Origin of the sequence: Prauserella endophytica, assembly GCF_005146945.1 — a bacterium.
Taxonomy (GTDB): domain Bacteria; phylum Actinomycetota; class Actinomycetes; order Mycobacteriales; family Pseudonocardiaceae; genus Prauserella_A; species Prauserella_A endophytica.
Map to the genome: position 1 here is coordinate 12,528 of NZ_SWMS01000017.1, position 22,752 is coordinate 35,279.

General features: G+C 69.8%; 18 protein-coding genes and 1 pseudogene. 11 read left to right on the forward strand and 8 right to left on the reverse strand.

Annotated elements, in window-relative coordinates:
• Positions 1–3 precede the first annotated feature (3 nt).
• The gene (locus FCN18_RS26255) at positions 4–939 is read left to right on the forward strand and encodes an SMP-30/gluconolactonase/LRE family protein (RefSeq protein WP_112275768.1); all 936 of its coding nucleotides are present in this window, start codon (positions 4–6) and stop codon (positions 937–939) included.
• Between the two features lie 135 nt (positions 940–1,074).
• A complete protein-coding gene (locus FCN18_RS26260; protein WP_228714140.1) occupies positions 1,075–2,622 on the forward strand; it encodes a DHA2 family efflux MFS transporter permease subunit in 1,548 nt (515 codons plus the stop codon).
• Positions 2,623–2,705: 83 nt separating this feature from the next.
• Here the strand turns inward: FCN18_RS26260 and FCN18_RS26265 are convergent, their stop codons facing one another.
• Together FCN18_RS26265 and FCN18_RS26270 are read right to left on the reverse strand one after the other, a co-directional pair.
• The gene (locus FCN18_RS26265; RefSeq protein ID WP_112275772.1) at positions 2,706–3,326 is read right to left on the reverse strand and encodes a TetR/AcrR family transcriptional regulator; all 621 of its coding nucleotides are present in this window, start codon (positions 3,324–3,326) and stop codon (positions 2,706–2,708) included.
• A 13-nt stretch (positions 3,327–3,339) separates the two neighbouring features.
• Positions 3,340–5,049, reverse strand: coding sequence for a GMC family oxidoreductase N-terminal domain-containing protein (locus tag FCN18_RS26270; RefSeq protein WP_113644076.1), 1,710 nt, complete (start codon positions 5,047–5,049; stop codon positions 3,340–3,342).
• Between the two features lie 125 nt (positions 5,050–5,174).
• Here FCN18_RS26270 and FCN18_RS26275 point away from each other — a divergent pair, with 125 nt between their 5' ends.
• From FCN18_RS26275 to FCN18_RS26305, 7 genes and pseudogenes are all read left to right on the forward strand, one after another.
• Complete coding sequence (locus tag FCN18_RS26275; protein WP_137096368.1) at positions 5,175–5,945, forward strand: ABC transporter ATP-binding protein; 771 nt, start codon at positions 5,175–5,177, stop codon at positions 5,943–5,945.
• A 3-nt stretch (positions 5,946–5,948) separates the two neighbouring features.
• Positions 5,949–7,829, forward strand: coding sequence for an FtsX-like permease family protein (locus FCN18_RS26280; protein WP_137096369.1), 1,881 nt, complete (start codon positions 5,949–5,951; stop codon positions 7,827–7,829).
• Positions 7,830–7,960: 131 nt separating this feature from the next.
• Positions 7,961–8,890, forward strand: a complete 930-nt coding sequence (locus FCN18_RS26285) for a LysR family transcriptional regulator (protein ID WP_228714141.1) — start codon at positions 7,961–7,963, stop codon at positions 8,888–8,890.
• A gap of 130 nt (positions 8,891–9,020) precedes the next feature.
• On the forward strand, positions 9,021–10,535 hold the full coding sequence (locus tag FCN18_RS26290) for an APC family permease (protein ID WP_228714142.1): 1,515 nt from the start codon (positions 9,021–9,023) through the stop codon (positions 10,533–10,535).
• 105 nt (positions 10,536–10,640) lie between these two features.
• Positions 10,641–11,618, forward strand: a complete 978-nt coding sequence (locus FCN18_RS26295) for an aminotransferase class IV (RefSeq protein WP_228714143.1) — start codon at positions 10,641–10,643, stop codon at positions 11,616–11,618.
• Positions 11,619–11,897: 279 nt separating this feature from the next.
• Entirely contained in the window at positions 11,898–12,722 is an 825-nt protein-coding gene (locus tag FCN18_RS26300) for a siderophore-interacting protein (protein WP_112275780.1), read from the forward strand.
• 11 nt (positions 12,723–12,733) lie between these two features.
• A pseudogene (locus FCN18_RS26305) lies at positions 12,734–13,966 on the forward strand (serine hydrolase domain-containing protein).
• Here FCN18_RS26305 and FCN18_RS26310 read toward each other — a convergent pair.
• Positions 13,963–14,382, reverse strand: coding sequence for a Rid family hydrolase (locus tag FCN18_RS26310; protein WP_113644081.1), 420 nt, complete (start codon positions 14,380–14,382; stop codon positions 13,963–13,965). The pseudogene FCN18_RS26305 and the gene FCN18_RS26310 sit on opposite strands and share 4 nt — an antisense overlap.
• A gap of 90 nt (positions 14,383–14,472) precedes the next feature.
• Between FCN18_RS26310 and FCN18_RS26315 the strand changes: the two genes are divergently transcribed.
• Positions 14,473–14,973: a MarR family winged helix-turn-helix transcriptional regulator gene (locus FCN18_RS26315; protein ID WP_137096370.1), complete on the forward strand. Its 501-nt coding sequence runs from the start codon at positions 14,473–14,475 to the stop codon at positions 14,971–14,973.
• Between the two features lie 180 nt (positions 14,974–15,153).
• Here FCN18_RS26315 and FCN18_RS26320 read toward each other — a convergent pair whose 3' ends face one another.
• Genes FCN18_RS26320 through FCN18_RS26335 form a run of 4 tightly spaced genes read right to left on the reverse strand, consistent with a single transcriptional unit; the run spans position 15,154 to position 19,939 of the window.
• Entirely contained in the window at positions 15,154–16,149 is a 996-nt protein-coding gene (locus FCN18_RS26320) for a TIGR03842 family LLM class F420-dependent oxidoreductase (protein ID WP_137096371.1), read from the reverse strand.
• Between the two features lie 11 nt (positions 16,150–16,160).
• Positions 16,161–17,546 carry a dihydropyrimidinase gene (gene hydA / locus FCN18_RS26325; RefSeq protein WP_137096372.1) on the reverse strand — a complete coding sequence of 462 codons (1,386 nt, stop codon included), beginning with the start codon at positions 17,544–17,546 and terminating at the stop codon, positions 16,161–16,163.
• Between the two features lie 13 nt (positions 17,547–17,559).
• Complete coding sequence (locus FCN18_RS26330) at positions 17,560–18,402, reverse strand: nitrilase-related carbon-nitrogen hydrolase (protein ID WP_112268204.1); 843 nt, start codon at positions 18,400–18,402, stop codon at positions 17,560–17,562.
• The gene (locus FCN18_RS26335; RefSeq protein ID WP_137096373.1) at positions 18,353–19,939 is read right to left on the reverse strand and encodes an NCS1 family nucleobase:cation symporter-1; all 1,587 of its coding nucleotides are present in this window, start codon (positions 19,937–19,939) and stop codon (positions 18,353–18,355) included. The genes FCN18_RS26330 and FCN18_RS26335 overlap by 50 nt, the downstream gene beginning before the upstream one ends.
• A gap of 148 nt (positions 19,940–20,087) precedes the next feature.
• Between FCN18_RS26335 and FCN18_RS26340 the strand changes: the two genes are divergently transcribed.
• Positions 20,088–22,334, forward strand: coding sequence for a tetratricopeptide repeat protein (locus FCN18_RS26340; RefSeq protein WP_137096374.1), 2,247 nt, complete (start codon positions 20,088–20,090; stop codon positions 22,332–22,334).
• A gap of 20 nt (positions 22,335–22,354) precedes the next feature.
• Here FCN18_RS26340 and FCN18_RS26345 read toward each other — a convergent pair whose 3' ends face one another.
• Positions 22,355–22,732, reverse strand: a complete 378-nt coding sequence (locus FCN18_RS26345; protein ID WP_112268198.1) for an SSI family serine proteinase inhibitor — start codon at positions 22,730–22,732, stop codon at positions 22,355–22,357.
• Positions 22,733–22,752 lie beyond the last annotated feature (20 nt).

Sequence of the window (22,752 nt, forward strand, 5' to 3'; positions counted from 1 at the left end):
GGCATGGCGCGGTTCGGCAAGGTCGAGCTCATCCAGGTCAACGGACGTGGCCCCGAGGACGTGCTGGTGGACGCCGACGGCGGTGTCTACACCGGACTCGACGACGGCCGCATCATCCGCGTGGGTCCCGGCGGCAGGCGGATCGACGCCGTCGCCGACACCGGCGGGCGGCCGCTGGGACTGGAGTTCCTCGGCGACGAGAGCGAGCTGCTCGTCTGCGACGCGCGCAAGGGCGTGCTCGCGGTGGCGGTCGCGGACGGCTCCGTCCGCACGCTGGTGGGCGAGGTCGAGGGCGAGCCCATGCTGTTCTGCAACAACGCGGCCGTGGCCGGCGACGGCACGATCTACTTCACCGACAGCTCCACGGTGTACCCGATCGAGAAGTGGCGCGACGATCTCATCGAGCAGACCGGCACCGGCCGGCTCTTCCGCCGCACGCCGGACGGCGCGGTGGAGCGGATCGCCGACGGGCTGCAGTTCGCCAACGGCGTGGCACTCGCGCCAGACGAGTCGTTCGTGACGGTGGCCGAGACCGGGGCGTTCCGGTTGCGCCGAATTTGGCTGGCCGGACCGAAAACGGGCACGGAGGACATTTTTCTCGACGACGTTCCCGGATATCCGGACAACATCTCCACGGGCAGCGACGGCCTGATCTGGGTGACGCAGGCGAGTCCGAAGGTGGCCTCGCTCGATCGCGTCCGGAAGCTGCCCTCGCCCGCGAGGGCGGTGGTACGCAAGCTCCCCACCTGGCTGCAGCCGTCGCCGACGCGCACGTGCGGCGTGCTCGGAGTGTCCGCCCTCGGCGAAATCGTGCACCGGCTCGAAGGCGAGATCGAGGGCTTCCACATGCTCACCGGGGTGCGGGAGCGCGCCGGTCAGCTGTACTTCGGCAGCCTCGTGCTGCGATGCCTCGCGGTCACGCGCGTGCCCCGGAAGTGATGCCGGAAGTGATCCCGGACACGCCTTGACGCGTTGTAGACCGAATTCCGGCACGGGTACGATTGTCCACTGAAGTGGGGGAATTCTTCTTGGCGCCTCGTGTTTTTGGTGCCTTTTTCACGAGAAACGGTTTTGATGACGACTTCGGAAATGAGTGCCGGTGACAGACCGTCGCCGGCCGATGACAAGCTCGACCGGGGTGTACTGAAGATCGCGAGCGTCGTGGTCGTGGGCGCCATCATGGCGATCCTCGACACGACCGTCGTCAACGTCGCGCTGCAGCAGCTGACGCTGGAGTTCGAGACGTCGTTCGACACCATCCAGTGGGTCGCGACGGGGTACATGCTGGCGCTCGCCACGGTGATCCCGGTGACGGGCTGGGCGGCCGACCGGTTCGGCACCAAACGCCTCTACATGCTCGCGATCGTGTTGTTCCTCGTCGGCTCCGTGGTGGCGGGCATGGCGTGGAGCATCGAGTCGCTGATCGCCTTCCGGGTGGTCCAGGGTCTCGGCGGCGGCATGCTGATGCCGGCGGGCATGACGATCATGACGAGGGCGGCGGGCCCGCAGCGCGTCGGCCGTGTCATGGCGGTGCTCGGGGTGCCGATGCTGCTGGGCCCGATCGCGGGCCCGATCCTCGGCGGCTGGCTGGTCGACTCGGTGAGCTGGCGCTGGATCTTCTACATCAACGTGCCGATCGGTGCGGTCGCGTTGTACCTCGCATGGCGCCTGCTGCCGAAGGACGAGCCGCAGCCAGCGGGCCGGTTCGACTTCCCGGGCATGCTGATGCTCTCGCCCGGCCTGGCCCTGCTGATCTACGGCGTCTCCGACATCCCGGCCGCCGGTGGGATCGGCGAGACGAGCGTGTGGCTGCCGATGTCGCTCGGCATCGTGCTGATCGCCGGGTTCATCGTCCGCGCGCTGCGCGTGGAGAACCCGCTCGTGAACCTGAAGCTCTTCCGCGACCGGACGTTCTCCATCGCGGCGATCACGATGTCGCTGTTCGCGATCGCGTTCTTCGGGGCGATGCTGCTGCTGCCGACGTACTTCATCCTCGTGCGCGGCGAGACGGCACTGCGGGCCGGACTGCTGCTGGCGCCGCAGGGGCTCGGCGCGATGGTGATGATGCCGATCGCGGGCAGGCTCGCCGACCGCACGGGCGCGGGCAAGATCGTGCTGCCGGGCCTCGTGGTGATCCTCGCCGGGCTCGCCGTGTGGGCGCAGGCCGCCGCCGACACGCCGTACTGGCTGCTGATGGTGTCGCTGTTCGTGCTGGGCCTCGGCATGGGCTCGTCGATGATGCCGATCATGTCGGCAGCGCTGCAGACGCTGAGGAAGAAGGACGTGGCGCAGGCGTCGAGTGCGCTGAACATCATCCAGCAGACGGCCGGTGCCGTCGGCGCCGCGGTGATGTCGATCATCCTCGCCGCGCTGCTGGCCGGGAAGTTCGGCGTGGAGACCAGCCAGGGTCAGCTCGCGGCGACAGCGGCGCTGCAGAACCCGCAGACGCACGACGCCGCAGCGGTGCTGGCGGCCGACTCGTTCGCGTCGACGTTCGTGTGGTCGCTGCTGCTGGTGGCGCTCTGCATCATCCCGGCGCTGTTCCTGCCGAAGCGCCCGCCCGCCGCCCCGCCGGTCGGCGACGACGAGGGTGCCCCCACCCCGCCGATGCTCGCCCACTGACCCGTAGCCCACTCGACTGCAGTGAAGGCCACCATGCCTGCGTTCAACGCAGTGAAGGTGGCCTTCACTGCGACTGGGTGGGGTCAGGCGGGGCTGATCTGGGGGAGTACGTCGGTCACCAGGGTCAGCAGCTGGGTGCTCAGCAGCTTGTGGACCTGCTCGCGGCTCAGCGTGCCGCGCACGAGCCATTCGCGTCCCGCGGCCTTCACCATGCCGCCGTAGGCGCGCACCAGCGCGTTGAGCTGTTCCCAGCGCGGGTCGTCCTCGGCGAAGCCCATCGCCTCGAGTACGCGGTCGGCGGAGCGACGGTCGGCCTCGTCGACGATCTGCTCCACCTCCAGGTCCCGTCCGATGCCCTCGGGCGTGATCGCGGCGAGCCACATCTTCTCCTGTTTGCTCACCATGTCGAGGAACCATTCGACCGCGGCATCGGTCCGTTCCTCTACGGAACCGGACGGTAACTGTGCCACCGCGACATGCGGCACGGTGAGTGCCCTTTTGACAACTGCCAGATAAAGTTCGCGCTTCGTCCCGAAATAGTGGTTTATCAGACCACGCGCGACGCCGGCCCTGGCTGCGATGTCCGATGTAGACACCTCGGCATACGGCCGTTCACCGAACAACTGCGCCGCGCACTTGAAGATCTGTTCCCTGCGCTCGTCCGGCTCGAGCCGTCGCCATTTGGGTGCCGATTCCGCGGTCATGTTGTGCAGTTTCTCACGCCGGTTCCGATTTCGCCGGAAAGAGCGGCAGCCGCAGTGCGCCAGGCGCGGAATCGGGCACGACCGGGTGTTTCGGTGCCACCGGAGCGACTCGTCGGTAGCTTTCCCCGAGTGGGGGCCGCGGATCCTCCTCGCCCTTGTTCGGCCACATCGCCACGGCCCGCTCCGCCTGTGCGGTGATGGTCAGCGACGGGTTCACGCCGAGGTTGGCCGTGATCGTGGAGCCGTCCACCACGTGCAGGCCCTCGTAGCCGTACAGCCGCTGGTACGGGTCCACGACGCCGGTCTCGGGGGAGTCGCCGATCGCGCAACCGCCGATGAAGTGCCCGGTGAGCGGGATGTTCGCCAGGTCGTTCCAGCCGCCGCCGGGCAGGCCGCCGATCTTGTCGGCGACCCGGCGCGTGACCTCGTGTCCCGCCGGGATCCACGTCGGGTTCGGCTCGCCGATGCCCTGCTTCGTCTTCAGCCGCCTGCCGAAGAGGCCCCGCTTGGTGTAGGTCGTCACGGAGTTGTCGAGGGTCTGCATCACCAGCAGCGCGATGGTCTGCTCCGACCAGCGCCTCGGGTTGTGCAGCGCGGGCAGCGACCTCCGGTGCTTCCACATCTGCCTGAGCCCGAGCACCCAGCGCCGCTTGCCGGGCACGGGGTCGGTGAGCACCGCGCCGAGCAGGCCGAGGAGGTTGCTGCCCTTGCCGTAGCGCACGGGCTCGACGTGTGTCACCTCGTCGGGATGGATCGAGGACGTGATCGCTACGCCGCGGTGGTACTCCGTGTCCTTGCGCGTGGTGCGGGCGGCGAGGATCGCCTCGGAGTTGGTGCGCGCGAGCACCCCGACCCTCGGCGAGAGCCGGGGCAGCACGCCCCGGTCGCGCATCTTGTGCAGCAGCCGCTGGGTGCCGAGCGCCGCGGCGGAGAAGATCACCTGCTCTGCCGTGAACGTCCGGCGCCGCCAGGGGCGTCCGGTGTGGACGGTGGCTACCGAGTACCCGCCACCGGGCAGGGGCCGGACCTCGGTGACCGTGGTCATCGGGTGCACGCGCGCGCCCGCCTGCTCGGCGAGGTAGAGGTAGTTCTTCACCATCGTGTTCTTCGCGCCGTGGCGGCACCCGGTCATGCACTCGCCGCAGTGGGTGCACGTCCGCCGCTGCGGTCCCACGCCGCCGAAGAACGGGTCGGGCACGCGCACGCCCGGCTTCGTGCCCTCCTCGCCGAAGTACACGCCGACGGGCGTCGGGCCGTACGTGTGGCCGATGCCCATGTCCTCGGCGACCGCGCGCATCACCTCGTCCGCGGGCGAGGTGAGCGGGTAGCGGGTCACGCCGAGCATGCGCTTGGCCTGGTCGTAGTACGGCGCGAGCTCGGCCTTCCAGTCCGTGATGTGCGCCCACTGCCGGTCGGCGTAGAAGGCGTCCGGCGGCTCATAGAGCGTGTTGGCGTAGACGAGCGAGCCACCGCCAACGCCGGCGCCGGTGAGCACGAGCGCGTCCTTGAGCGGGGTCATCCGCAGGATGCCGGTGCAGCCGAGCGCCGGCGCGAAGACATAGTCCCGCAGCCGCCACGACGTCTTCGGCAGTTCCTCGTCGGCGAACCGCCTGCCCATCTCGAGCACGCCGACCCGGTAGCCCTTCTCCGTCAGGCGCAGTGCGCTGACGGAGCCGCCGAAGCCGGAGCCGATGACCAGGACGTCGTAGTCGAACTGCGTCATGCGGACACGTTGACCGCTTGTTGGCAATGTGTCAAGAGGAGTCACTCCCACGGTAGGGCGGCCCCTACCCAGATTCGGGGGCGGACACCGCTGACCTGGGCGCTCGCCGACGGTGAGATGGAGCCATGACAGCACCCGCAGCGACCCGGTGGCAGCAGACGGCGGGCCGCACGCCCGCCGCCGTCGAGCTACGAGGCGTGAGCAGGCACTACGGGGGCAAGCACGCCCAGGTCCGCGCGCTCGACGACGTGAGTGTCGCGTTCGCGCAGGGCTCGTGGACGGCCGTGATGGGCCCGTCCGGCTCGGGCAAGTCGACGCTGCTGCACTGTGCGGCCGGGCTCGAACGCGTGAGCGCGGGGCAGGTGCTGCTCGGCGAACACGACCTCACCGCCGCCGACGACGCGGAGCTGACGGCGTTGCGGCGCAGTGAGATCGGCTTCGTCTTCCAGAGCTTCAACCTCATCGCCTCGCTCACCGCCGAGCAGAACGTGACGCTGCCGCTCAAGCTCGCCGGGCAGCGGGTCTCGGCCAAGGCGGTGCGGCAGGTCCTCGCGAGCGTCGGGCTCGATGAACGCAGGCGGCACCGGCCCCGCGAGCTTTCCGGCGGCCAGCAGCAGCGCGTCGCGATCGCCCGCGCCATGGTGACCCGGCCCCGCGTGCTCTTCGCCGACGAGCCCACCGGCGCGCTCGACTCGACCTCCGCCCGCCAGGTGCTGCGCCTGCTGCGGGAAATGGTCGACGGCGTGGGCCAGACCATCGTCATGGTCACCCACGACCCGGCCGCGGCCGCGAGCGCGGACTCCGTGATGTTCCTGTCCGACGGCCGCATCGTCGACCACGCGCGCGCGCCCAGCGCGGCAGAGGTGGCCGAGCGCCTCGCGCGGCTGGAAGGCTGAGCCGTGCTGCGGTTGTCCTGGAGCACCTTCCGCGAACGCTGGCAGCTCTTCATCGGCGCGATCGTCACCGTGTGCCTCGGCGTGGCGCTGGTGCAGTCCTCGCTCCTGATCCTCGTCACGGCGGCGACGTCCGGGCTCGTCGAGGCGATCGCGCTGCTCGCGATCACCCTGGGCGTCTCGACGTTCCTCGCCGTCTTCATCGTCAGCTCCACCTTCGCGTTCACCGTCGCCCAGCGCAGGCGCGACCTCGCGCTCCTGCGGCTCGTCGGGGCGGGCCGGGGGCAGGTGCGCAGGCTCCTGCTGTCGGAGGCGCTGCTGCTCGGCGTGCTCGGCACGGCGTCGGGCGTGCCGCTCGGCCTCGTCGCGATGGACGTGCAGACGTCGCTGCTGACCTCGCTCGGGTTCGTGCCGCCGGACTTCGCGGCGCGCTGGCGGGACTGGATTCTCGGCGTCTCGGCCGGCGTCGGGGTGGGCGTCGCGCTGGCCGGTGTGCTGGCCGCCTCCCGCAGGGCGGGCAGGGTCCGCCCGCTCGACGCGCTGCGCGACACCGGCGAGGGAGCCAGGGTGATGACCGGGGCCCGGTGGTTCTTCGGACTGCTGTTCCTCGCGGGCACGGTCGCGCTCGTGACCGTCTCCGCGTTCGTCGGCCCGGAGGGCGCCATCCCGCTCACGATCAACGCGGCACTTACCGCCTCTGTGGCGCTCAGCGCGCTGAGTCCCCTGGTGGTGCCGCTCGTGGGCCGCCTGCTCGGGCTCCTGCTGCGCGGCAGCACGCTGGGCACGCTGGCCCAGGCCAACCTCCGCGACGGCGTGCGGCGCAGTGCCTCCACAGCGGCGCCGCTGCTCGTGCTCGTCGCATTGCTCGTCGGCCAGACCGGGGTGCTCGCCTCGATCGACCGGGCCAGCGTGCACGAGCAGCGCCGCGACCTCGCCGGCGACCTCGTGGTCACCTCGACCGGGCCGGGCGCGGCCGGGTTGGAGTCGGTGCCCGGCGTCGCCGTGGCCGCCGAGCGGCTGCGGGTGCCGATGACGGTCACCACGCGCACCGTCGACGACGGCGAAGTCGAGACCGAGACCGAGGACTTCGACGCCGCGGTGGTCGACCCGGCGGCCTACGCGCAGACGTACCGCCGCGCGCCCGAGGCCGGGTCGCTCGCCGACCTGCGTGGCGACACCGTGGCGGTCGGCTCCGGCCGCTACCCGCTCGGTGCCGAGCTGGAGGCGGGAATCGGCGGGCGCACGGTCACCCTGCGCGTGGCCGCGGTCCTGCCGCAGACCATGGGCGGCGGCGAGGAGATCCTGCTGCCACCGGGCCTGGTGCCGGATCCGGTCGCCTCGGCGGCCACGGCGGAGACGATCGTGCGGGTGGAGCCCGGCGCCGACACAAGCGATGTCGCCGAGGCGATCGGGGCGCGCGGGCTCGGCGAGGTCAGCACGCTCGACGAGTGGATCACGGCCTCGGCGAGCAGGCAGCAGGACACCAGCTCCGGGATCATGACGGTCGTGCTCGGCCTTTCGGGCCTGTACGCGCTGATCGCGGTGGTCAACGCCGTGGTGATCGCGGCCGCGGAGCGTCGCCGGGAGTTCGCCGTGGCGAGGGTGAGCGGACTCAGCAGGGGCCAGGTCGTGCGCATGGCGCTTGTGGAGTCGTGGGCCGTCACCGCGGTCGGGCTGCTGCTCGGCGGAGTCGCCGCCGCGGGCACCCTCGCGGGCATCGCGGGCGCCACGGCCCGCATCTCCGGCGTGGCGACGGTCGTGGTGCCGTGGGAATTGCTCGGGCTCACAGTCGCCGGTGCGCTGCTGGTCGTCGGCGGCACCAACGTCTGGACGACGCTGGCGGCCACGCGGTCACGGCCCGTAGCCCTCGTTGGTGCCGGCGAGTGAGTCGACCTGTTCGAAGCCAGGGTGCGTCTCCGGCAGGATCCGCCGAGTGCGCATCGGGGGTTAGGATCAGCTGCTCTAGCGTCGCCAAAAGGCCCTGAACAGGTAATATCCGGCCAATCGGATTTCGAGCCGTGCGGGAGGCAGTCGTCAACAACGCCGCGGTCACGCTGAGGCAGCTGCGATACGCCGTCGTCCTCGGGGAGGAGCTGAACTATCGCCGGGCTGCCGACAGGCTCTTCATCACGCAGCCCGCGCTCTCGACTGCGATCAAACAGCTGGAGCGCCAGCTCGACGTCGTGTTGTTCGCCAGGAACACCAGGGAGGTATCGCTGACGGAAGTCGGCGCGGCGTGGCTGCCGACCGCCCGTGAAGCGCTGCAGCATGTCGACGCCGCCGTCGACCAGCTCGTCGCGCTCGCCCACCCCGGAGCCGGTCGCATCAGGCTCGGCTATCTGATCGGCACCGGAGCGGACCTCCTGTTCCGGATGGTTCGACACTTCGAGATCGCGCATCCCGAGATCACCGTCGAGGCGACGGAGTTCGACTTCTCGGATCCGACGGCGGGTTTGGCGGACGGGACGGTCGAGCTGGCCCTCATCCGTCCGCCGGTGGACCTTCCCCGTCATCGCGTACACGTCGTCGATTCGGAGCACTGGGTGGCGTGCCTGCCCCGCGACCATCGCCTCGCGGGCCGGAACGAGGTCGAGATCGGCGAACTGCTCGACGAACCGATCGTCGCCGCACCGGACACGGCGGGCAGCTGGCGCGAACACTGGCTCGCGATGGATGCCAGGGGCGGGCGCGCGCCCACGATCGCCGCCACGGCGGCGACATACGAGGCGGAGACCACCTACGTCGCCAGGGGCCTTGGCATCAGCTTCACGACCGAGGCATGTGCGCGACTGTACGAAAGACCGGGTGTGGTCTACGTGCCCATCACGGGACGGCCCCCGAGCGACACGGCTTTGGTCTGGGATCCGGGCCTGCTGACCCGGGAAGGTGACTTGTTCGTGCGACACGTTCAGCAGAACTGGGGCAGCGACGGGCTCGAAGAGCACTGAGGCCGATAAACCCAGGCTATTGATCCCATGAGAAGAAGGAACTTCCCTCACGCCCGAGTCTCCGGTGTGCTGGCTCCAGTCAGCAGACGCGGCCGCCCGACGCGGTCCGCCCGTCCGAACCGGAGCGACCATGAGCAACGCCGAGATGTTCCGGGCAGGCGCGCCGTCCTCCAGCGCCGATGGCGCTGACGACGAAGACGCCCGCCTCGCGGAGTTCGGCTACACACAGAAGCTCGATCGGTCCGTCGGTCCCCTGGCCTCCTTCGCCATCGGGTTTGCCACGATCAGCGCCACGACCGCGGTCTTCACCGGCTTCGGCGCCGGATACACCAGCGCGGGCGCGCCCTTCGTCTGGACGCTCCTGATCGCGGGCGTGGTGTTCGCGGTCTGGGCCGCCATCGCAGCCGACCTGGCGGCGAAGATCCCGCTTGCCGGCTACGCCTACCAGTGGACGAGCAGGATCAACGGCCCGACCCTCGGGTGGTTCACCGGATCCATCGCGCTCGCCGGATGGATCTGTGGCATGACCGGCGTCGGCTATGTCCTTTCGGGATACCTCGGCGGTCTGTTCGGTTGGAACATGAGCCAGGCGGCGCAGATCCTGGTGGCCATCGGCGTCGTCGCGGTCTGCGTCCTGATCAACATCTACGGTGTGCGTTTCGCGACGATGGTCAACAACATCGGCGTCAGTCTCGAACTCGCCGTCACCATCGGCGCGACGATCCTGGTCGGGGTGCTCGCGTTCTCGGCCCCGGACCGGCATCAACCGCTGTCGGTCCTGTTCACCGCCGGCGGTTCCGGCGAGGAGGGCAGCTACGCGGTCGCCTGGCTGGCTGCCGCGCTCGGGCCGTTCTTTGGGCTGCTGGGCGTCGAGTCGTGCGCCGACGTCGCCGAGGAGACGAAGAACAGCCGGCGTGTCATCCCCAGGACGATGTTCTACGCGCTGGCCTCGTCCATCGTTATCGAGCTGCTGATGTACATCGTCTACGTGTTGGCCATCCGGGACAGCGACGCGGTGCTCGCCCGCCCCTCGGCCCCGATCGAGGAGATCATCACCCAGCAGGCCGGACCGGTGGTCACCAAGATCGTCGTAGCGGTTGCGCTGACCAACATCCTGGCGTGCCTGCTGGCGAACATTCTGGTCGCCACCCGGCTGACCTACTCGATGGCCCGCGACAACATGCTGCCCTTCTCGCGGGTCTGGCGGCACGTGTCGCCGACCAGTCTCACGCCGACCAACGCGGTCATCGGTCTCGGCTGCCTTTCCACACTGCTGCTGCTGTCAGCGTTGATCAACGAGACCGCGTTCACCTACATCATCGGGATCGCATCGCTGGCCTTCTTCACGGTCTTCATCCTGCAGACCATCGGCCTGATCATCGGGGCGCGCCGCGGCACGATCCCCGCTGGTGACCCCGGCACCTTCGACCTGGGTCGCCTCCGGATGCCGCTGTACGTGGTGAGCCTGGTCGTGTTCCTGGTCGTCGCCGCGGTCCTGATCTTTCTTCCGCAGTTCGCGGGCAACGGTTGGGTTTTCCTCGGCGTCGTGGCCGTCGCGGCGGCGTGGTGGGCGTTCGGGCTGCGCGGCCGGCTGCGTCGCCGCTTGGCCGGCGCCGGTGTCGTCCGCGACGACCAGGCCACCTGACCCCCACGATCTCCTTGTTCGCTGATATCCGCACGTTTCAGGAAAGGACTCATCATGGCGATCACCGACTCCGCAAGCGATTCCGCCACAACCAACCTCGTAAGCGTGGAACCCGGAGCCATCCGCGAGGACACCCCCGCGGGTTCGGTCATCCAGTACAGCGACTACGCACTGGACACCTCCAGCCGGTTCGCCGGGGGAGCGGCGTGGATCGAGGGCGAGTACGTCCCGGCCTCGGAGGCGCGAATCTCGATCTTCGACACGGGATTCGGCCATTCCGACCTGACCTATACCGTGGCGCACGTCTGGCACGGCAACATTTTCCGTCTCGGCGACCACATCGACCGGCTGCTCGACGGCGCACGGAAGCTTCGGCTGCCATCGCCGCTGACCAAGGCGGAGCTGGCGAGCATCGCGAAGCGTTGCGTCGCGCTGTCCCAGCTTCGTGAGTCCTATGTGAACATCACGCTGACTCGCGGCTTCGGCGCGCGCAAGGGCGAGAAGGACCTGTCCAAGCTGACCACGCAGGTGTACGTCTACGCGATCCCGTACCTGTGGGCCTTCCCGCCACATGAGCAGATCTTCGGGACATCGGCCATCGTTCCCCGGCACGTGCGACGGGCGGGCCGCAACACGATCGACCCGACCGTGAAGAACTACCAGTGGGGTGATCTGACCGCCGCCAGCTTCGAGGCCAAGGATCGTGGTGCGCGGACCGCGATCCTCCTCGACGCGGACGGCTGCGTTGCCGAGGGGCCGGGTTTCAACGTCGTGATCGTGAAGGACGGCCGGCTCGTGTCGCCGTCGCGTAACGCGCTCCCCGGTATCACGCGCCGAACCGTGTTCGAGATCGCGAACGCCATGGGCATCGACGCCGAACTGCGTGACGTGACCAGCCAGGAGCTCTACGACGCGGACGAGCTGATCGCCGTCACAACCGCGGGAGGCGTCACCCCGATCACGTCCCTGGACGGCGCGCCGGTGTCGGACGGCACCCCTGGCTCCATCACCGTCGCGTTGCGAGACCGGTTCTGGGCCCTCATGGACGAGCCGTCGCCGCTCGTCGAGGCGATCGACTACTGACGGCTCGCGGCGCGGACGGGTGTCCGCCGGCTCAGTGCTCGCCGCGGAGCCCGTATCGGTCCGGGACGCTCGGCTTCAACCCGGCCGCCGCGTAGCGTCACGGGGTGCCGGCCGCGCGGCCGGACACGCCACGAGCACACAGGAGCCGCGGCACCGCCTGGTGACCCAACCGCGCAGGTGGGAGCCAGCTACGACAGCAGACCAGACGGGCTCGTGGTGGTAGATGTTAGGCTAGCCTTATCTACATAAGCTTTTTTCCGCGCTGCAGAGGAGTCACGCATGGCGGACCCACGCGATCGCAACCGCCCGGTGATCCGGTTGCGGGTGCTGCGCACCGAGCGCATCACACCCCACATGATCAGGGTCGTCTCGGGTGGTGAGGGTCTTGCCGCTTTCCGGCCGAACGAGTTCACCGACGCCTACGTCAAGGTCGCCTTCCCGTCGCCCGGCGTGACCTACCCGGAGCCGCTGGACATGCGGACCATCAAGGCGGAGCTGCCGAGCGAGCACTGGCCCCGCCTGCGGACATACACGGTGCGTTACTACGACGCTGCCGCCGGCGAGCTGACCATCGACTTCGTGCACCACGGCGACGAGGGCCTCGCGGGGCCGTGGGCGGCGAGCCTGCGGCCCGGCGACGAGGTGTGGCTGCTCGGACCCGGCGGCGCCTACGCCCCCTCGGCCGACGCCGACTGGCACCTGCTCGTCGGCGACGAGAGCGCGTTGCCCGCGATCGGCGCCGCGCTGGAGGCGATGCCGGCGGGCGCTCCCGTGCGCGCGTTCGTGCTCGTGGAGGACGCCGCCGAGGAGCAGCCCCTGGCGACCAAGGGCGACGCCCAGATCCGCTGGCTGCGCCGCGCCGAGGGGGACGACCTCGTCGCCGCCGTGCGGGAGCTGGAGTTCCCGGAGGGCGACGTGCACGCGTTCGTCCACGGCGAGGCCGGGTTCGTCAAGGAGCTGCGCAGGCACCTGCTCGACGAGCGCGGCGTGCGGAAGGACCGGCTCTCGATCTCCGGCTACTGGCGCCGCGGCCGCACCGACGAGGTGTGGCGGCAGGAGAAAGCAGCCGAACGGGCGCAGGAGGAAGCCGCCGCCGTCCGGTAGAACCTTCAGACATGACGGATCTCAAGGTCGAGGCAGACCCCGCCGAGCTCGGGTTCGACGCGGACCGGCTTCTCCGCGTCGACCGCCGGATGTCCCGCTACGTCGACGACGGCCTGCTGCCCGGCTGGCTCACCGTGGTCGCGCGGCGCGGCAAGATCGTCCACCTGTCCGCGTGCGGGCGGCGCGACCTGGAGGCCGGGCTCCCGGTCGAGGTCGGCACCCGCTGGCGCATCTTCTCGATGACCAAGCCGATCACGTCGGTCGCGGCGATGATGCTGTTCGAGGAGGGCGCCTTCGACCTCACCGACCCCATTCACCGCTGGCTGCCCGAGTTCACCGAGATGCGGGTCTACACCAAGGGCTCGTCGCTGCGGCCCGTCACCGAACCCGCGACCGAGCCGATCCGCGCGTGGCACCTGCTCACCCACACCGCCGGGCTCACCTACGGCTTCCACCACGCGCACCCGGTCGACGCGCTCTACCGCGCGGCCGGGTTCGAGTGGAGCACACCGCCCGGCAAGGACCTCGCCGCGTGCTGCGAGGCGTGGGCGAGCATGCCGCTGGTGTTCCAGCCGGGTTCGGAGTGAAACTACTCCGTCGCCACCGACGTGCTCGGCAGGCTCGTCGAGGTCGTGTCGGGACAGCCGCTCGACGAGTTCTTCGCCGAGCGGATCTTCGGCCCGCTCGGCATGACCGACACGGCGTTCGCCGTCGAGGGCCAGGCGCAGGAGCAGCTGGCCGCGCTCTACGTGCCCGAGCCCGGCACCCGCCGCGCGGTCCGCAACGACGCCTTCGGCGACGGCATCAAGCGCAAGCCCGTGTGCCTGCAGGGCGGAGCGGGGCTCGCGTCGACCGCCGCCGACTACCACCGCTTCACGCAGTTCCTGCTGCGCGGCGGCGAGCTGGACGGCGTGCGGCTGCTCGCCCCGCGCACGGTGCGCGCCATGGCGAGCAACCACCTGCCCGGCGGGGCGGACCTGGAGCAGTTCGGACGCCCGCTGTTCGCCGAGATCCCGTTCGACGGCTTCGGCTTCGGGCTCGGCTTCTCGGTGCTGCAGGACCCGGTGAAGGCGAAGACCCTCTCCAGCGCCGGAGAGTACGCGTGGGGCGGCGCGGCCAGCACGGCGTTCTGGGTGGATCCCGTCGAGGAGCTGACCGTGCTGTTCTTCACCCAGCTGCTGCCCTCCAGCACCCACCCGCTGCGCCAGCAACTGCGCCAGCTCGTGTACCAGGCACTGGTCTAGGCCGAGCCGACGATGGCCGTGGCGCGGATCTCCACGCGCATCTTCGGGGCGCCGAGGGCCGCGACGCCGATCTCCGTCCAGATGGGTGCGCGGTCGCCCATCCGCTTGCGCAGCTGCTCCACCATGACGCGGTTGTGGACCTCGCCGATGAAGTCGGCGGACTCGGGGATGTGGTAGGAGTCCACGGCGATCACGTCCCGCCACGTGGCGCCCGCCTGGGCGAGTGTCCGCTCGACGTTGTCGAAGGCGCGCACGATCTCGTCCTCGAGCGACTCCGGGAAGTTCCAGTCGTCGTCCCAGCCACCCTGCCCGGAGATCTCGACGCGGTCGCCGATGCGCACGGCCTGGTTGTAGTGCATGTTCGCCAGCTGCGTCTCACCGTATCCGGGCGTGGCGAAGAACTCCGGCTCACTCATCGCAATCCTTTCGATTCACTTCATGCGTGAAGTCAGCCTAGCACACTTCACTTCATGCATGAAGTCATGACCCCTGGGTATGGTGCCCCCATGGCCAGTACCGCGATCCCGGACTCCGGCGACGACGCCGCGGACGAGCCGTTGTGGCTGACCCCGGACGAGAAGGAGGCGTGGACCGGGTTGGTCTCGCTGGTCCTGCTGTTGCCGGGGCGGCTGGAGTCGCCGCTGCAGCACGCGGCAGGCCTGACCCTCTTCGAGTACCTGGTGCTCAGCCACATCTCCGAGGCGCGGCAGCGCCGCCTGCGGATGAGCGAGCTGGCCTACCTGGCCAGCGGCTCGCTCTCGCGCCTGTCCAACGTCGTCAAGCGGTTCGAGCAGCGGGGCTGGGTGGAGCGGTCGCCGGACCCGGACGACGGCCGCTACACCGTCGCCACGCTCACCGACAGCGGTTACGAGGTGGTGGTCGCCGCCGCGCCCACGCACGTCCGCTCGGTGCGGAAGTTCGTGCTCGACCCGCTCACCGCCGCCGACCAGAAGGCGCTCGCCCGCATCGCCGCCAAGCTCCGCATCCGCCCGAGCGACCTGCAGTGAAGGCCACCATGCCTGCGTTCAACGCAGTGAAGGCCACCATGCCTGCGCCCGCCCGTCTCCCACCGCCACCCAAACGGAGACGCTGCGCGCCACTGTGTTGGTTCAACGCAGTGAAGGTGGCCTTCACTGCAGCTGGGACGGACTTGCCGGCAGCGTCGTCCGAACCGGGCGCTCAGGTGATCACCCCAGTTTCCCGATGATCTCCTCGCCGTAGGCGGTGAGCGTCTGCTCGCGCTGGTCGTGCATCAGGTACACGGCGAACTGGTCGACCCCCAGGGCGGCCAGTTCCTCCAGTCGCGCGACGTGCGCGACCGCCGGGCCCAGCAGGCAGAACCGGTCGACGATCTCGTCGGGCACGAAGTCGGTCGACGGATTGCCCGGCTTGCCGTGGTGGGCGTAGTCATAGCCGTGCCTGCCCGCGATGTAGTCGGTCAGCTCGTGCGGCACGGGCCCCGAGTCGCCGTAGCGCGCCACCAGGTCCGCGACGTGGTTGCCGACCATCCCGCCGAACCAGCGCAGCTGCTCGCGCTGGTGCGGCAGGTCGTCGCCGACGTAGGCGGGCGCGGCGACACACACCGTGATCCCGGCAGGGTCCCGTCCCGCCGCACGGGCCGCCTCCCGCACGGAGCCGATCGTCCAGCGGGCGATCGCCGGGTCCGCGCACTGCAGGATGAACCCGTCAGCCTGCTCACCGGCCAGCTTCAGCGCCTTCGGGCCGTAGCCGGCCATCCACATCTCCAGCCGCCCGTCGCGCACCCACGGGATCCGCACCGGAGTGTCGCCGAACGCGACCTCCCGGCCCTCGGCCAGCTCCTTGACCGCGTGCATGCACTCCCTGAGCGTGGCCAATGTGGACGGTGGCTTGCCGACTACCCGGTGTGCGGAGTCACCCCTCCCGATCCCGCACACAGTGCGGTTGCCGTACATGTCGTTGAGCGTCGCGAAGAGCGAGGCCAGCACCGACCAATCGCGCGTGCCGGGGCTGGTCACCATCGGCCCCACCACCATCGACGACGTCGCAGCGAGGATCCGCGAGTAGACCACGAACGGTTCCTGCCACAGCACCACCGAGTCGAACGTCCAGCCGTAGCCGAAGCCCTGCTCCTCGGCCGCCGTCATCAGCCGCACGACCTCGCTCGCGGGCGGGTCGGTCTGCAGCACCACACCGAAGTCCACTGTCCCGCCCCCTAGTTGAGGTACTGGCACAGGTCGCGGGAGAGGAACCGGCCGTGCCCCGCCGATCCGTGGTACTCGCCGCCGTCGACCACCACGCGGCCACGGGAGAGCACCGTCGACACCGCGCCGGTGATGCGCATGCCCTCGTACGCCGAGTAGTCCACGGCCATGTGGTGCGTCGCCGCCGAGATCGTCTGCTCCGCCTTCGGGTCGTAGACGACGATGTCGGCGTCGGAGCCCGGCGCGATCACCCCCTTGCGCGGGTAGAGCCCGAACATCCGCGCCGGCGTGGTCGAGCACGTCTCCACCCAGCGCGCCAGCGAGATCTCCCCGGCCACCACGCCCTGGTGCAGCAGGTCCATCCGGTGCTCGACGCCCGGCATCCCGTTGGGAATCTTGGAGAAGTCGCCCCGGCCGAGCTCCTTCTGGTCCTTGAAGCAGAACGGGCAGTGGTCGGTGGACACCACCGACAGGTCGTTGGTGCGCAGCCCCCGCCACAGGTCCGTCTGGTGCGACTTCTCGCGCAGCGGGGGAGAGGCCACGTACTTCGCGCCTTCGAAACCCGGTTTCGCGAGGTCCTCGATGGACAGGTAGAGATACTGCGGGCACGTCTCGGCGAAGACGTTCTGCCCCTCGTCGCGCGCACCCGCGACGGCCGCGAGCGCCTGCGCGGCCGAGAGGTGCACGATGTAGAGCGGCGCGCCGGTGACCTTCGCGAGCGTGATGGCCCGCGACGTGGCCTCGCCCTCCAGCTCCGGCGGCCTGGTGTAGCCGTGTTGCACGGGCTCGCCCCTGCCCTCGGCCAGCGCCTGCGCGACGAGCTGGTCGATCGCGATGCCGTTCTCGGCGTGCATCATGATCGTCGAGCCGGTTTCGGTCGCCTTGCGCATGGCGCGCAGGATCTCGCCGTCGGTGGAGTAGAACACGCCCGGGTAGGCCATGAACATCTTGAAGCTGCTCACCCCGGCGTCCACACAGGACTCCATCTCCTTGAGCGTCGCGTCGTTGACGTCGGAGACGATCATGTGGAAGCCGTAGTCGACGGCGCAGTCGCCTTCGGCCTTCTCGTGCCACTTGTCCAGTGTGGACAGCAACGAGGTTCCCTTGACCTGAACGGCGAAGTCGATGATCGTGGTGGTTCCGCCGAAAGCGGCCGCGCGCGTACCCGTCTCGAACGTGTCGGCCGAGAACGTCCCGCCGAAGGGCATCTCCATGTGCGTGTGGGCGTCGATCCCGCCCGGCAGCACGTACTTCCCTGTCGCGTCAAGCACCGTTTCGGCCTCGGTGAACACGCCGGGCGCGGTGACCGCGGCGATCGTTTCGCCGTCCACCAGCACGTCGGCGGCCACGGCGCCCGTGGAGCTGAGCACTGTGCCGCCCTTGATCAGTGTCCGCATCCCACTCACCGCCTCACGGGTTGACGAGCGTGGTGTAGGAGTCGGGCCTGCGGTCGCGGTAGAACGCCCACAGCTGCCGCACCTCGGCCAGCTTGTCCATGTCGAGGTCGCGGACCACGACCTCGTCCTCGGTGTCCGAGGCCGCGTCGCCGACGAGCTCGCCGCGCGGGTCCACGAAGTAGGTCTGGCCGTAGAAGTCGTTGTCGCCCAAGGGTTCCACGCCTACGCGGTTGATCGCGCCGACGTAGTACTCGTTGGCGACCGCCGCTGCGGGCTGCTCAAGCCGCCACAGGTACTGCGAGAGGCCCCGGCTGGTGGCCGACGGGTTGAAGACGATCTTCGCTCCGGCCAGCCCGAACGCGCGCCAGCCCTCGGGGAAGTGCCGGTCGTAGCAGATGTAGACGCCGATCCGGCCGACCGCGGTGTCGAAAACGGGGTAGCCCATGTTGCCGGGCCGGAAGTAGAACTTCTCCCAGAACCCCTTCACCTGTGGGATGTGGTTCTTGCGGTACTTGCCGAGGTAGGTGCCGTCGGCGTCGATCACGGCGGCGGTGTTGTACAGGACGCCGGGCTGTTCCTGCTCGTACATCGGCACCACGAGCACCACGCCGTGCCGCTCGGCGACCTCCTGCATGAGCTTCGTCGTCGGGCCGTCCGGGATGCCCTCGGTGTAGGAGTAGTACTCGGTGTCCTGCACCTGGCAGAAGTAGGGGCCGTAGAACAGCTCCTGCAGGCACACCACCTGCGCTCCCTGCGACGCCGCCTTCGCGATCGCGTCGACCGCGCCGGCGATCATGGAGTCCTTGTCACCCGTCCACCGCTGCTGGACCAAGCCGGCTCTCACCAGTTCGCTCACTTGTCTCCTCCTCCGGAACGGGAACGTGCGCCTGCCGCATGTTCGGCAGCGACAGCGCCAGGTACACCACGAGCGCGCCGGCCAGGCCGACCGCCCAGCTGTAGTCGTAGAGCGCCTTGATCGGCGGGATCAGCCCGTCCTCGGGGAACGGGCCCGCGCCCGGCGCGGAGTACGCGCCGCCGACCGCGAGCAGCGCGCCAACCGCGGTGGCCACGAGCGCACGCCAGTTCCAGCCGCCGTCGAACCAGTACCGCCCGCCGCGGTCGGCGAAGAGGTCGGCCAGCGCGAGCCTGGTCCGCGTCTGCACCCAGTAGCCCGCGACGAGCACGCCGGCAACCGCGGCGAGGATGCCGCCGTAGAAGTTCAGCCACGCGAAGATGTAGATGTTGGGGTCCGAGATGAGGTTCCACGGCTGGATCGCGATGCCGATGACCCCGGTGATCAGGCCACCCACCCGGAAGCTGATCTTCTTCGGGAAGGCGTTGGAGAAGTCGTAGGACGGGCTCACGACGTTCGCGGCGAGGTTGGCGGACACCGTGGCCAGCGTCAGTCCCACGAGCGCGATCACGATCACGACCGGCGAGGAGAACCGCGCCGCGAGCAGCACCGGATCCCAGATCGCTTCACCGTAGATCACGATGCCGCCCGAGGTGATCATGATCGACACGATCGCCATGAACGACATCGTGGTCGGCAGGCCCAGCACCTGCCCCCACGCCTGCTTGCGCTGGCTCATGCCGAAGCGCGTGAAGTCGGGCATGTTCAGTGACAGCGTCGCCCAGAACGCGATCATGCCCATGAGCGACGGTGCGAAGACCGACCAGAACTCGGTGCCCCAGCCCAGCTCGCTCGGCTGCGAGAAGATCGGCCCGAAGCCGCCCGCCTCCACCAGCACCCAGCCGAGCAGGATCAGGAACCCCACCGTCACCAGTGGTGCGGTCCAGTTCTCGAACCGGCGCACCGCGTCGATCCCGCGCCAGATGATGAGCATCTGGAACGCCCAGAACGCGAGGAAGCCGAGCCACATCGTCCACGGCTGGCCCAGCACCGCTGGCGCGGTGGTCCAGCCGTCGCCGACCAGCTCACCGAGGATCACGAAGATCGCCTGCCCGCCGACCCAGGTCTGGATGCCGAACCAGCCGCAGGCGACGAAGCCGCGCAGCAGCGCGGCGAGGTTGGCGCCGCGCACGCCGTAGAACGCGCGGGCGAACACGGGGAAAGGAATGCCGTACTTCGTGCCCGCGTGGCTGTTCAGCAGCATGGGAATGAGCACGATCAGGTTGCCGAGGGTGATCGTCAGAAAGGCCTGGACCCAGTTCATCCCGATGGCGATCAGGCCGGAGGCGAGCAGGTACGAGGGAATGTTGTGGGCCATTCCCATCCACAGCGCGAAATAGTTGTAGGTGGTCCAGGTTCGTCGCTCGACGGGCACCGGGGCGAGTTCGGCGTTGAAATACCGGCTGCCGTGGAGAGACGACACATCGCGTAGTTCCACCCGGCCGTCCGGGTGCCGAAGCTGTGCGGTGGTCGGCTCCATTGCGGCATCCTGCTCGCCTCGCGCACGCGCCCGGCACTGGCAGAGTGTTCACTCTTCCCGGTGCCGGATGACAGTGTGTCGATTGCGCCGCCGTCGCCGTGGTGGTTGTAGTGCCCGTGCAATATCGCCGAAACAATGAGATGAAGAAGTGGTGGCGACTGGCGGCGAGGGCGGCACCCACTACGAACGCCTCCGGCGCGCTGGGCACGAGGCCCTCGCAACGGGGAATGTCGAGCAGGCGGCCGAGGCGTTCGGCCAGGCCGCGCGGCTGGCCCCATGGCGGCCGGAGGCCCATTGCGACCTCGGGCTCGCCTTCCGCGCCGGGGGTCGGTTCGAGGCCGCGCGCTTCGCCTACCGCGGAGCGCTCGAGATCGATCGGGTGAACTCGACGGCACTCGCCGGGCTGGAGGCGCTGCCGCCGGAGCCGCCCGGAAGGGCCAACTTCAGGGCCGGCCAGCGGCTGCGCGGAGGGCGTGACGGCCACTGGCTCGTGCACGGCGTGAAGCAGGGTGGTTTCGGCGTCGTCTACGCCGTCACGGAGGAGGGCAGCGGGCAGCTGCGCGCGCTCAAGACGTTCGACGCGAGACTGCTGTGGAGCGACGAGGACCGCAGGCGGTTCGAACGCGAGGCCGTCACGTGGCTCATGCTCGATCCGCATCCCAACATCGTCACCGCGCGCTGGCTGGAGTACATCGAGGGTTTTCCGTGCCTGGTGATGGACTTCGCCGAGGGCGGCGACCTCGGCACCCTGCTCGAGGGCGGGCCGCTGGAGCCGCACCTGGCCATGCAGCTCGGCCTGCAGTTCTGCGACGGTATGCGGCACGCCCACGACCAGCTCGGTCTGGTCCACCGCGACATCAAGCCCGCCAACTGCCTGCTCTCCCGTGACGGCATGCTGATGATCACCGACTTCGGGCTGGCCCGCGTGTTCGGCCACGCCGACGGTCCGACGGTGCCCACGGCCGCGGCGGGCGCCGACACCACCATCGTCGGAACCCCGTCCTACATGGCGCCCGAGCAGTTCCGGCCCGGCGCCCGGCTCGATACGCGCACCGACGTCCACGCGTTCGGCGTGTTGCTGCTGTGCCTGCTCACCGCCACCACCCCGCCGAAACGGGCTGCGGAGTACGTCGAGGAGTGCGCGCTGCCCGGTCCGCTGCGGGAGCTGATCGGAGGCTGCGTCCAGCCGGACCCCGGCGACCGGCCTGCCGGCTTCGCCGAGGTGCGGGCGTGGCTGCAGGATGTTTACCGGTCGGTGGTGGGCATGCCTGCGCCGCCGCCCGCGCGTGCGAGCGGGCCGGTGCCGCAGGACTGGGTGGACAAGAGCCTCGGCTTCCGGCACCTGGGGCGGTTCGACGACGCGGTGGCCTGCGCCGTGCGTGGCCTGCGGGCGGTGCCCGGCGACCGGCCGGAGGTGGAGTCGCAGCTGTGGCACGTGCTCGGTCTCGCGCAGACCGACCGGGGCACGCACGCCGACGCGATGGTGAGCTTCGACCGCGCGCTGCGGCTCGACCCGGCAGAGCCCAGGCTATGGCTGTCGCGGGGAGCGGCGTTGCACCGCGCGGGGCGGACCGAGGAGGCGCTGCGCTGCTACGAGAGCGGTCTCGCCCACGCTCCGAAGGACGGTCACCTGTGGCTGGCCCGGGGCCGGCTGCTGCGGGTGTTCGGCAGGTACGACGAGGCGGAGCGGGTCCTGCGCCGCGCGGCCCGGTTGCTGCCGGCCGACGCCGAGGTGGTGTATGAACAGGCCGTCCTGTGGTACACCATCGGCGCCCACCGCGAGGCGCTCGACGGGGCGAGGGCGGTGCTGCGGGTCTCGCCCCGGCACACCGCGGCGTGGGTATTGCGGGGCGACGTCCTGTTCACGCTCGGCGACCTCGTCGAGGCCGTGGCCGCCTATGACCGGGCGCTGGAGATCGAGCCGCTGCGGCACCTGGTGCTGGTGTCGAAGGCGCGGGCGCTGGGTGAGCTGGGGCGCCACGACGAGGCGATGGCGTGCTTCGACCGGTCGTTGCGGATCGAGGAAACCGGCGCCGCGTGGAACGGCAAGGGGCTCACGTACTCGGGCATCGGCAGGCCGGCCGAGGCGCTCGCGTGTCACGACCGGGCGATAGAGCTGGCGCACACGGGCGAGAACTGGAACCACCGGGGCGTCGCACTGTGCGAGCTGGGCCGATTCGACGAGGCGCTCGCGTGCTTCACGCGCTCGCTTCAGCTCGGACCGGGGCAGGCGTTCGTGTGGCGCAACAAGGGGCTGGTCCTCACGCGGCTCGGCAGCCCGGGCGCCGCGCTCGCGTGTTACGAGACGGCGTTGCGCCTGGAACCGCAGGACGCGGGCGCGCGCGAAGCGAAGGAGCACCTGCAGAGGCGGTTGAGCGGCGGCCAGCCACAGTGACACCGCGGACCGGGTGAAACTCAGAAGGCGAAGACACCTGCCGACTCGGCGTCGGCGACGCAGCTGTTGGAGTACTCGGTGCGGAAGTCGACGCGCTCACCGCGCCAGTGGCCGTGCGCGCGGGCGTCCAGCGGCGCGTAGATCATCGGGCACGGCTGGTTCTTCGGGGCGAGACGCTCGAAGTCGCCGTCGGCGCCCTCCAGCGCCTCGCACGCGTCGCGGGCCTTCGGGTGTGTGCCCGAGTCGGGGTCGCACACCAGCTGCACGGCACGCGCGGCGCCGTCGGCGGTGTGGAGCGTGAGCGTCAGTGACGATTCGGGGGTGACCGGCGCGGGCCCTCCGGCGCACAGCATCGTGAGCGTGCAGGCGGCGAGCGATCCGGCAGCGAACATGGGCATGCTTCGGATATCGGCAGGGC

Bases quoted from the DNA above. Each gene is read 5' to 3' on its own strand.
- FCN18_RS26255 (WP_112275768.1), top strand. From the start codon at position 4: ATGGCGCGGTTCGGCAAGGTCGAGCTCATCCAGGTCAACGGACGTGGC.
- FCN18_RS26345 (WP_112268198.1), bottom strand. From the start codon at position 22,732: ATGCCCATGTTCGCTGCCGGATCGCTCGCCGCCTGCACGCTCACGATG.
- FCN18_RS26310 (WP_113644081.1), bottom strand. From the start codon at position 14,382: ATGAGTGAGCCGGAGTTCTTCGCCACGCCCGGATACGGTGAGACGCAG.
- FCN18_RS26290 (WP_228714142.1), top strand. From the start codon at position 9,021: ATGAGCAACGCCGAGATGTTCCGGGCAGGCGCGCCGTCCTCCAGCGCC.
- hydA (WP_137096372.1), bottom strand. From the start codon at position 17,546: ATGCGGACACTGATCAAGGGCGGCACAGTGCTCAGCTCCACGGGCGCC.
- FCN18_RS26315 (WP_137096370.1), top strand. From the start codon at position 14,473: ATGGCCAGTACCGCGATCCCGGACTCCGGCGACGACGCCGCGGACGAG.
- FCN18_RS26335 (WP_137096373.1), bottom strand. From the start codon at position 19,939: ATGGAGCCGACCACCGCACAGCTTCGGCACCCGGACGGCCGGGTGGAA.
- FCN18_RS26275 (WP_137096368.1), top strand. From the start codon at position 5,175: ATGACAGCACCCGCAGCGACCCGGTGGCAGCAGACGGCGGGCCGCACG.
- FCN18_RS26270 (WP_113644076.1), bottom strand. From the start codon at position 5,049: ATGACGCAGTTCGACTACGACGTCCTGGTCATCGGCTCCGGCTTCGGC.
- FCN18_RS26300 (WP_112275780.1), top strand. From the start codon at position 11,898: ATGGCGGACCCACGCGATCGCAACCGCCCGGTGATCCGGTTGCGGGTG.
- FCN18_RS26260 (WP_228714140.1), top strand. From the start codon at position 1,075: ATGACGACTTCGGAAATGAGTGCCGGTGACAGACCGTCGCCGGCCGAT.
- FCN18_RS26265 (WP_112275772.1), bottom strand. From the start codon at position 3,326: ATGACCGCGGAATCGGCACCCAAATGGCGACGGCTCGAGCCGGACGAG.